At 67.8% G+C, this 9258-nt stretch carries 11 protein-coding genes; 2 read left to right on the top strand and 9 right to left on the bottom strand.

Annotated elements, in window-relative coordinates:
- Positions 1–14: 14 nt before the first annotated feature.
- The gene (locus QSJ18_RS11010) at positions 15–464 is read right to left on the bottom strand and encodes an acyl-CoA thioesterase (RefSeq protein WP_286326478.1); all 450 of its coding nucleotides are present in this window, start codon (positions 462–464) and stop codon (positions 15–17) included.
- A 107-nt stretch (positions 465–571) separates the two neighbouring features.
- On the opposite strand from QSJ18_RS11010, the gene QSJ18_RS11005 reads away from it, so the two are divergent.
- Both QSJ18_RS11005 and QSJ18_RS11000 read left to right on the top strand, forming a co-directional pair.
- Positions 572–1195: a GNAT family N-acetyltransferase gene (locus QSJ18_RS11005; RefSeq protein ID WP_286326477.1), complete on the top strand. Its 624-nt coding sequence runs from the start codon at positions 572–574 to the stop codon at positions 1193–1195.
- Positions 1196–1287: 92 nt separating this feature from the next.
- Positions 1288–2775 carry an NAD(P)/FAD-dependent oxidoreductase gene (locus QSJ18_RS11000; RefSeq protein ID WP_286326476.1) on the top strand — a complete coding sequence of 496 codons (1488 nt, stop codon included), beginning with the start codon at positions 1288–1290 and terminating at the stop codon, positions 2773–2775.
- 22 nt (positions 2776–2797) lie between these two features.
- Here the strand turns inward: QSJ18_RS11000 and QSJ18_RS10995 are convergent, their stop codons facing one another.
- From QSJ18_RS10995 to QSJ18_RS10960, 8 genes are all read right to left on the bottom strand, one after another.
- Positions 2798–3523, bottom strand: coding sequence for an urease accessory protein UreD (locus QSJ18_RS10995; RefSeq protein WP_286326527.1), 726 nt, complete (start codon positions 3521–3523; stop codon positions 2798–2800).
- The gene (ureG, locus tag QSJ18_RS10990) at positions 3523–4206 is read right to left on the bottom strand and encodes an urease accessory protein UreG (RefSeq protein WP_286326475.1); all 684 of its coding nucleotides are present in this window, start codon (positions 4204–4206) and stop codon (positions 3523–3525) included. The genes QSJ18_RS10995 and ureG overlap by 1 nt, the downstream gene beginning before the upstream one ends.
- 38 nt (positions 4207–4244) lie before the next feature.
- On the bottom strand, positions 4245–4901 hold the full coding sequence (locus QSJ18_RS10985) for an urease accessory protein UreF (RefSeq protein ID WP_286326474.1): 657 nt from the start codon (positions 4899–4901) through the stop codon (positions 4245–4247).
- Positions 4902–4909: 8 nt separating this feature from the next.
- Complete coding sequence (locus tag QSJ18_RS10980; RefSeq protein ID WP_286326473.1) at positions 4910–6628, bottom strand: urease subunit alpha; 1719 nt, start codon at positions 6626–6628, stop codon at positions 4910–4912.
- A gap of 4 nt (positions 6629–6632) precedes the next feature.
- A complete protein-coding gene (locus QSJ18_RS10975; protein WP_286326472.1) occupies positions 6633–7016 on the bottom strand; it encodes an urease subunit beta in 384 nt (127 codons plus the stop codon).
- Positions 7017–7028: 12 nt separating this feature from the next.
- A complete protein-coding gene (locus tag QSJ18_RS10970; protein WP_286326471.1) occupies positions 7029–7331 on the bottom strand; it encodes an urease subunit gamma in 303 nt (100 codons plus the stop codon).
- Between the two features lie 77 nt (positions 7332–7408).
- On the bottom strand, positions 7409–8647 hold the full coding sequence (locus tag QSJ18_RS10965) for a DUF6986 family protein (protein WP_462476048.1): 1239 nt from the start codon (positions 8645–8647) through the stop codon (positions 7409–7411).
- Positions 8644–9024, bottom strand: a complete 381-nt coding sequence (locus QSJ18_RS10960; protein ID WP_286326525.1) for a PaaI family thioesterase — start codon at positions 9022–9024, stop codon at positions 8644–8646. Before QSJ18_RS10960 ends, QSJ18_RS10965 begins: the two co-directional genes overlap by 4 nt.
- Positions 9025–9258: the final 234 nt, after the last annotated feature.

Below are 9258 nucleotides of genomic sequence, written 5' to 3'. Positions count from 1 at the left end.
GCCGGCGTCGGCGATCAGCCCGCGGTGACCGGGCGGGGCGCGTGAAAGCTGATCGGCTCGCCCAGCCGCTCGGTCAGCAGGGTCCGCATCTCGGCCGGGATCTCCATCGGCCGGCCGGTCGTCTTGTCGGTGACGACCATGGTGGTCTCCGCCGAGGCGCATACGGTGCCCGCGGGGTCGATGAGTCGCATCGCCATCGCGAAGGATGAGCGTCCGACCCGGCTCACACAGGCCCGCGCGACGATCGGTTCGGTGGTGTAGTGCAGCGGGGCCGCGAACTCGATGTCCTGCCGTGCCACCAGCATCGCCACACCCCACGGATGATCCGAGCGCCAGGTGCGGAAGCACCGCACGCGGGCCTCCTCGAAGAGGCGCGCGAACTGCACGTTGTTGATGTGATTGTTGATGTCCATGTCACCCCACCGCAGGTGGAGTTCGACATCGAGACGGTAGTCATTGGCCACGACAGTGACGATAGCGACGGGCTCAGACACGCCTTCGGTCAACCTCACCCGATCGGTGTGCGGCGACGTAGACTCACGCCCGACGCGACGCAACGGGAGGGATCTGGGTGAACATCGACACGATTCGCACGCGGCTGCGCCCGCTGCGTTCGGTCGACGTCGACAACCTGGTCCGCCTCGACAGCGATCCCGCGGTGATGCGGTACGTGTCCGGCGGCGCGCCGACCTCCCGCGAGGTCGTCGAGGAATGGGTCATCCCCCGCGCCCAGGCCGAACGTCGCGCCCACGGCACCGGGATCTGGTCCATCGTCGACCGACACAGCGCCCGCTTCGTCGGCTGGATCGCCCTGCGTACCCCGCGGCATTCCGGTCCGGCCGAACTGGAGCTGTCCTACCGGCTGCAGCGCTCGGTGTGGGGGCGCGGACTGGCCACCGAGGCGTCACATGCACTGCTCTCGTTCGCCTTCGACGAGCTCGGCAGTGACCGGGTCTTCGCCGGGACCATGGCAGGCAACCTCGGGTCACGTCGGGTCATGGAGAAACTGGGGATGAGCCTGGTCGGCATCCACGTCACCGACGAACGCATCGACGCAGGCGGCCCACAGCCGTCGGTGCTGCATTTTCTCGCCGACGGCGGATTCGATCGGGCCGAGGTCGAATACGAGATCCGACGTGCGACCTGGGCCGGAACACTGACGGCACGCGACGGTACGAAAGGACTCACCGCATGAGGGTGGAGACTCGTCGCGAACAACCCGTCGACATTGACTACCGTTGGCGGTATGCGGCCCCACCGATCATCAAGTGAGAAGGAGATGTTCTTGTGAACAGCCCAGCTCCGCAGACCCGCAAGCACGTCGTCATCATCGGTTCCGGGTTCGGTGGGCTCTTCGCAGCCCAGCGGCTGCGCAAGTCCGACGTCGACGTCACCCTCATCGCCAAGACCACCCACCACCTGTTCCAGCCGATGCTGTACCAGGTCGCGACCGGGATCGTGGCCGAGGGTGAGATCGCCCCGGCCACCCGCGTCGTGCTGCGTAAGCAGAAGAACACCAAGGTGATCATGGGCGATGTCTTCAACATCGACCTGGCCAACAAGACCGTGACGTCACGTTTCCTCGAGCGCATCACCCAGACCCCCTACGACAGCCTGATCATCGCTGCCGGCGCCGACCAGTCCTACTTCGGTAACGACCAGTTCGCCGAGTACGCACCGGGTATGAAGACCATCGACCACGCCTTGGAGTTGCGTGGTCGCATCCTGGGTGCGTTCGAGCAGGCCGAGTTGTCCACCGACCCCGACGAGCGCGCCCGCCTGCTGACCTTCGTGGTGGTGGGTGCGGGTCCCACCGGTGTCGAGCTGGCCGGTCAGATCGCCGAGATGAGCGACAAGACCCTCAAGGGCGCCTTCCGCAACATCGATCCGACCGAGGCCCGGGTCATCCTGCTCGATGCCGCTCCGGCGGTATTGCCGCCGTTCGGCCCGAAGCTGGGTGAGAAGGCGGCCCGCAGGCTGGAGAAGCTGGGTGTCGAGGTCCAGCTGAACGCGATGGTCATCGACCTCGACTACGACGGCCTGGTCGTCAAGGAGAAGGACGGCACCACTCGCCGGATCGAGTCGCAGTGCAAGGTGTGGTCGGCCGGAGTGCAGGCCAGCCCGCTGGGTAAACAACTAGCCGAGCAGTCCGGCGTCGGTCTCGATCGGGCCGGTCGCGTTCAGGTCGAACCCGACCTGTCCATCCCCGGCCATCCCGAGGTCTTCGTCGTCGGCGACATGATGGCCGTCGACGGCGTGCCCGGCGTCGCGCAGGGTGCGATCCAGGGTGGCCGCTACGCCGCCGATGCGATCAAGGCCGAGCTGAAGGGACACACCCCCGACCAGCGCAAACCCTTCAGCTATTACGACAAGGGTTCGATGGCGACGATCTCGCGGTTCAGCGCGGTGATGCAGGTGCCGATCCCGGGGACCAAGAAGAAGTTCGAGACCGAGGGCTATTTCGCCTGGCTCGGCTGGCTGGCCCTGCACCTGGTGTACCTGGTCGGTTTCCGCAACCGCCTCAACACCCTGGTCAACTGGTTCTTCGCGTTCACCACGCGAGGCCGTTCCCAGCTCGCGGTCACCGAGCAGCAGGTCTATGCGCGTACCGCGATCGGGCAGCTCAGCGAGCTGGAGAAGAAGTCGACAACGCAGGCCGAACTCGATGCCGCGGGCGATGGCCACGCAGGTGACTCCGCAGGTCGCGACGGCGCGGGCGAGAAGGTCGACCAGAAGGGCGTCAAGGACACCAGCCCGGCCGCCGAGGCCGGCTGACCCGCCGAGGTCGACGGCCGGTTCACCGGCCGATCGCCGCACCCGCCGCCACCGAACGCACCTCGAGGTCGTCGCACAGGCGGCGGGTGATAGCTGCCGAAGCACCGAGCGCGGTGGTCAGACTGCCGCCACCGGCCAGCGCCGCCCGCACCGCGAAGCTCACCGCATCGACGTCGTCACCCCGGCTGTCGGGATAGCGGAACACGCTGCCCGCCGCGCGATGGTCGTGACGCGCGCCGACCTCGGGCATGACCAGTGCGAGTCGATGCCGCAGGAGCGGGGTGTCCCCGGCATCGATGTGCAGCCCACCTTCCCACCGACCGGCGGCATCGGTGTCGCGATGCGTCGCCGACCGCCCGATCTGCACATATTCATGCAGGTCGACGCTGGCTTGCGGATCGATGCGCACCACGATGTCGGAGTAGAGCGCGGCGCCGCCCGCGACGACGGTCGGTTGCGGGTCCACCCGCAACCGGGCGCAGGCGCCGACCTCGATCTCCCAGCGCATCGACGAGTCGGGTCGATGCGCCGCCGGGAGTGCCAGCATGGCCGCGACACTGCCCAGTGTCAGCCGCGCACCGGCGTCGACGATCACCCGCACGACGATCTCGTCACCGCCGAGCGGTGTCGCAGCGGTCCCGATCAGATGGGCGGTCGTCGGCCCGGTCTGGCGCACCGCGAGCCCGCCGGTGGCCCGGTGGCGAAGGGAACGTTGCGTCGTGGCGACGATCTCGACGTCGGTGCGCACTAGGTGGTGACCACCGCGGCGAGCTGGGTCCTGATCCACGCGAGCACATCGGTGGCGGCGGGATCCTCGGTCAGTGAGATCATCGCGGTCGGCCGGCCCTCCCGCACCCGCTCGGCGTCGGTGCGCATGACCTCCAGGTCGGCGTTGACGCGGCTCGCCAGATCGATCTTGTTGATGACCAGCAGGTCGGAGAAGGTGACACCCGGTCCGCCCTTGCGGGGCACCTTGTCGCCACCCGCGACGTCGATCACGAAGATCTGCACGTCGATCAGGCCGGTGGAGAAGGTGGCCGTCAGATTGTCGCCGCCGGACTCCACCAGGATCAAATCCAGCGGCGGGTTCGCCTCGATGAGATCGTCGATCGCATCCAGATTGGCGGTGATGTCGTCGCGGATGGCGGTATGCGGGCACCCACCGGTCTGGACCGCGGTGATGCGCTCGTCGGGCAGCACCGCATTCCGGCGCAGGAAGTCGGCGTCCTCGGTGGTGTAGATGTCGTTGGTCAGTACCGCCACCGACAGTTCATCGCGCAACTGTCGACACAACGCGGCCACCAGAGCGGTTTTCCCCGAACCAACCGGGCCGCCCACCCCCACTCGCAGTGCCTCCCCCGGCTCGCGATGGCGGCGCGGACGGTGATGGTCGTGCCCGTGGGGCTGGCCGTCGATCAGGTGCGGGGGCATCGGTGACTCCTGGGGTTGGTCGGTGGACGAGGGATCTATCAGGACATGAACAGCGGCATGGCTTGCCGCTCATGACGTTCGGCGAAGACGTCGAGGATCGGGTCGGACAGGTCGGCGAGTCCGGTCGCCGCCCGCGCGGCGACCCGTTCACATTCACCGCCGAGGTCGGCGATCATGATGGCCACATCCGCCGGATCGAGGGCGAGCAGCCGTTGTCCGGCTGTCGCCGAACCGCTCATCGTGGTGTAGACGAGGACCAGCGCGGTGTGAAAACCCGAGAGCGCACACAGTTTTCCGATCGCACCACTGATGACCGGCAGGTGTGTCTGCGGCCGATGTCCGGCAAAATCCTGCTCCGGCCACATCCGGCGGGCCAGGCGCAACATCCCACGGCCCTGTGCGAGGGAGGCCTTGCGTGCGGCCGCCGACGGTGTCCGGGCGTCGGTTTCGGTCTGCGCGGCCTCGACGTCGAGCTCACCGTCCGCGACGGCGGCCGCGATCGAGGCGGTGACGAGTCCGGTGGTGGTCACCCGGCGATACAGGAACGCGGCGAGTTCGTCGGCGCCCCGGATGACTCCGTCGGCGATGGCCTGTTCCACGCCACCCGAATGCACATGGCCGCCCACCGGCAGCCGGGAATCGGCGAGGCTGAGCATCATCGCCAACGGCGAACCGGCATAACGATTGTCATTCATGACGGCACTCAGAACAGAAAATACCGCTGCGCCATCGGCAGTTCGGCGACCGGTTCACCGGTCCATACCTCACCGTCGATCCGCACCGTGAAGGTGTCCGGATCGACCTCGATGGTCGGACAGGCATCGTTGTTGGGCATGTCGGCCTTGCCGACAGCACGGGTGTTCTTGACCGGCACCAGCTTTCGGTCCACGCCGATCCGGCCGGCCAGATCGTCGTCGGCGCCGGGAGCGATGAAACTGATCGAGGTGGCGGCCGCCACCTTGGGTGCGGCGCCGAACATCGGGCGGGGCAGCACCGGCTGCGGCGTCGGGATGGACGCGTTGGCATCCCCCATCGCCGCCCAGGCAATGGCGCCGCCCTTGACGACCAGATCCGGCCGGACACCGAAGAACACCGGATCCCACAGCACCAGGTCGGCGAGTTTACCGACTTCGACCGAGCCGATCTCGTCGTCGAAGCCGTGTGCGACGGCGGGACAGATCGTGTACTTGGCGACATAGCGCTGCGCGCGATTGTTGTCGGCGGCACCATCTCCGGGTAGGGCACCGCGCTTGCGCTTCATCACATGTGCGGTCTGCCACGTGCGCAACACCACCTCACCGATCCGGCCCATCGCCTGCGCATCCGAACCGATCATCGAGATCGCGCCCAGATCGTGCAGCAGGTCCTCGGCCGCGATGGTCGAGGGCCGGATCCGGCTCTCCGCGAACGCCAGATCCTCGGGGACGGTCGGATTGAGATGGTGACAGACCATCAGCATGTCGAGATGTTCGTCGAGGGTGTTGACCGTATGCGGCCGGGTGGGATTCGTCGAACTGGGTAGCACGTTGGCATATGCGGCGACGGTGATGATGTCCGGCGCGTGGCCGCCACCGGCGCCCTCGGTGTGATAGGCGTGGATGCCGCGACCGGCGATGGCGCCGATGGTCTGTTCGACGAAGCCCGCCTCGTTGAGGGTGTCCGAGTGCAATGCGACCTGCACACCCGTCTCGTCGGCCACCCGTAGGCAGGCGTCGATCGCCGCCGGCGTGCTCCCCCAATCCTCATGAAGCTTGAAACCCGAAGCACCGGAACGAATCTGTTCACGCATCGCCTCCGCACTGACCGTGTTGCCCTTACCGAGCAGCGCGATGTTCATCGGCCAGCCGTCGGTCGCGGCGAGGATCGACGACAGATGCCAGGCACCCGGGGTGACGGTGGTCGCCTTGCTCCCCTCGGCCGGCCCGGTGCCGCCACCGATCAGGGTGGTGATGCCGTTGCCGAGTGCGGTGTCCATGATCTGCGGGCAGATGAAGTGGACGTGACAGTCGATGCCGCCGGCGGTGAGGATCTTGCCGTTGCCCGCGATGATCTCGGTCGACGGCCCGATGACGAGATCCGGGTGGACCCCGTCCATGGTGTCGGGGTTGCCCGCCTTACCCATCGCGACGATGCGACCGTCACGGATTCCCAGGTCCGCCTTGATGATTCCCCAGTGGTCGAGGATCACCACCCCGGTGATCACGGTGTCCGGGGCGCCGTCGGCGCGAGTCGCCCGGCTCTGCCCCATCGACTCCCGGATCACCTTGCCACCGCCGAAGACGGCTTCGTCACCGGCCCGCCCGGGACCGCCGCAACGATCCTCGGTCACCTCGATCAGCAGGTCGGTATCGGCCAGCCGGATCCGATCGCCGGTGGTCGGCCCGAACAGTTGCGCGTAACGATCACGCCCGAGCAGTGCCATCTCGTCAAACCTTTCCGGGTGGATCGAGGGTGATGCCGTGAACCTCACGGCTGCCGCCCAATTCGACGAGTGAAACGGTCATCTCGACGCCCGGTTCGAACCGGACGGCGGTACCTGCCGCAATGCCGAGGCGGGTGCCACGGGCCGCGGTGCGATCGAAGTCGAGGGCGGGATTGGCCTGTGGGAAATGCACATGCGAGCCGACCTGGACCGGCCGGTCACCGGTGTTGATCACCGTCAGGGTGATCGTGCGCCGCCCGGCGTTCAGTTCGATCTCCCCTGCGGCGGCGATGACCTCACCGGGGATGACCGCCGATCGCGGCGGACCGGCCGCCTCCACCACCACTTCTGCCGCCGATTCCAGTTGGCGCCCATCCTCGTTCACCATCGAGAGCCTGCCTCAGCTGATCGGATCGTGCACGGTGACGAGTTTGGTCCCGTCCGGGAAGGTGGCCTCCACCTGGACATCGTGCAGCATCTCGGGAATGCCGTCCATGACGTCGTCGCGGCGCAACACCTCACGTCCGGAGGCCATCAGCTCGGCGACCGTCCGGCCGTCGCGCGCACCTTCGAGCACGTGATCGGTGATGATCGCGACCGCCTCGGGATGATTCAGTCTCAGACCGCGAGCCTGGCGGCGGCGCGCCAGTTCCGCGGCATAGGAGATCATCAGCCGTTCCTGCTCATGCGGCGACAGTCGCATGCGAATGCCACTCCCTTTCGACATCGAATCCCGGGCGCCCCGGGCTGCGTGCGGAATATCCTGCCACGGCGATCGAGTCAGGGCGCGCCGAGCGAACCGGCGTCGGCACGCAGCCGCGCCAAGCGCTGCGCGGTGCATGCCGGTGCGATCGCGGTCACCTCGTCGCCGCTGAAGGCGCCGGCCGCGAAACCGCGCGCCAGCACCAGCGCCAGCGACATCGCGGTCGCCGGTTCGTCCATCACGTCCCCGGTATCGCGATCCAGGTAGGACTGCAGACGCGTCGCCGCGGTCGGCATCGCCGACCGATAGAAGCCGATCACCGCCGTCCAACGGGTGATCAGATGCCCCGGATGCATGTCCCAGCCCTGGTAGAAGCCGCGCTCCATGGACCGGGTGACCAGCCCGTGGTGGCGGGTCAGGGCGTACGCGACCTGCTCGGCATCGCCCGCCGGGATCACCTGGGTCGAACCGTCGCTGACCCAGACCCCGGTCTGGGCCGCGGCGGCCTGCATCACCGATTTCGCATGGTCGGCGACGGCGTGGGTCAGCGACTGTTGTGCCGAGACGATGCCGCATGCCGCGCTGTAGTCGTAGGTGCCGTAATGCAGGCCGCTCAGCCGCGGCCGTCCGCGGTGGATGGCCTGCGCGACGGTGGCCCGGCCGTCGGGACCGAGTACCGCCTGCGGAATCTCCACCTGGAGTTCGTAACGCAGCGTCCCCGACGAAAGGCCATGTGCGCGTTCGAGATCCGCACAGATCAGGTTCACCGCGTCCACCTGTCGCACATCTCGCAGCTTGGGCACCGTGAACACGAAGCCGTCGGGTACGCCGCCGGCCGCGTCGAGAACCAGTTCCAGTGTGCGTATCCCCCGGCGGCGCTCGGCCGCGCCGAGACCCTTCGCCCGGATGCCGGCGACCCGCGGCGCGAACGGACGGTCGGCGACCCATGCCGCCAGCGTGGCGCCGGCCCGTCGGGCGTCGGCGTCCTCGACGGCATCGGGGCGGCGACCGTAGCCGTCCTCGAGGTCGATGCGGACGTCGACGATCGGATTAGTGCGCAGCCGCCGGCGCGCCAGCCCGACGACGGTCTCGTCGGCCAGGCCGGTGAGAACCTGCGCGGCTCCGTCGGCGATGGTCAGCGCTTGTTGGGCCCACCGGGCCGGGGTGTCGGGCTGCGCGTCTGCGGCGCTGACGTAGACGGTATGGACAGGCTGGGCAGCTGCGTCGTCGCCCGGATAGAGGCGGTCGAGATCGGCGTCGACGGCGGTCAGGATCTCCTCGACGGCAGCCGCAGTGCCCGGCGTCAGGCCGCTCAACTGCCCGCCGGCAGTTCGATGTTCTGCAACCGCACCTGAGAGCGCGCCAGCGGGCGGCCCTGCTCGTCGGACATCTCGACCGCCCACAGCTGCTGGCGCCGACCGCGATGGATGGGTGTGGACACCGCGGTGATCGTCCCGGAGGTGATCGAACGCAGGAAGTCGGTGTTGTTGTTGACGCCCACCGCGGTGCCGCCGATGCCCGTGTCGTGCAACCACAGGAATGCGCTCTGACTGGCCACCGACTCACCGATCGCGCAGTAGACCCCGCCGTGCACGATGCCGAAGGGCTGGTGATGAGCGTCGGTGATCTGCAGGACCGAGGTGATCCCGTCCGGTCCGGCCTCGATCGGCTGCAACCCGAGCACGGCGTCCATACCGGTGGTCGGCGCGTGACTCAGGAACTCGACCGCGTCGACGGCGGTCTGCTCGGCTGCTGATGTCGGGGTGCTGTCCTCATTGTTGGCCATGGCCAACAGCGTAAGGGGAACCCCGGGAACCAACAGGCCCCACGTTTCGTTACTGAAACGTGGGGCCTGTCGTGCCGTGGACCGGGGGTCTCTGCAGCCCTCAGGACTCTCGCGCGGTCCGACGTAGGATTAATGTAGGCT

The sequence above is a fragment of the Gordonia heveisoli genome (assembly GCF_030315745.1).
Taxonomy (GTDB): domain Bacteria; phylum Actinomycetota; class Actinomycetes; order Mycobacteriales; family Mycobacteriaceae; genus Gordonia.
The sequence above is the reverse complement of the archived record's forward strand: the minus strand, read 5'-3'. Positions and strand labels throughout refer to the sequence as shown.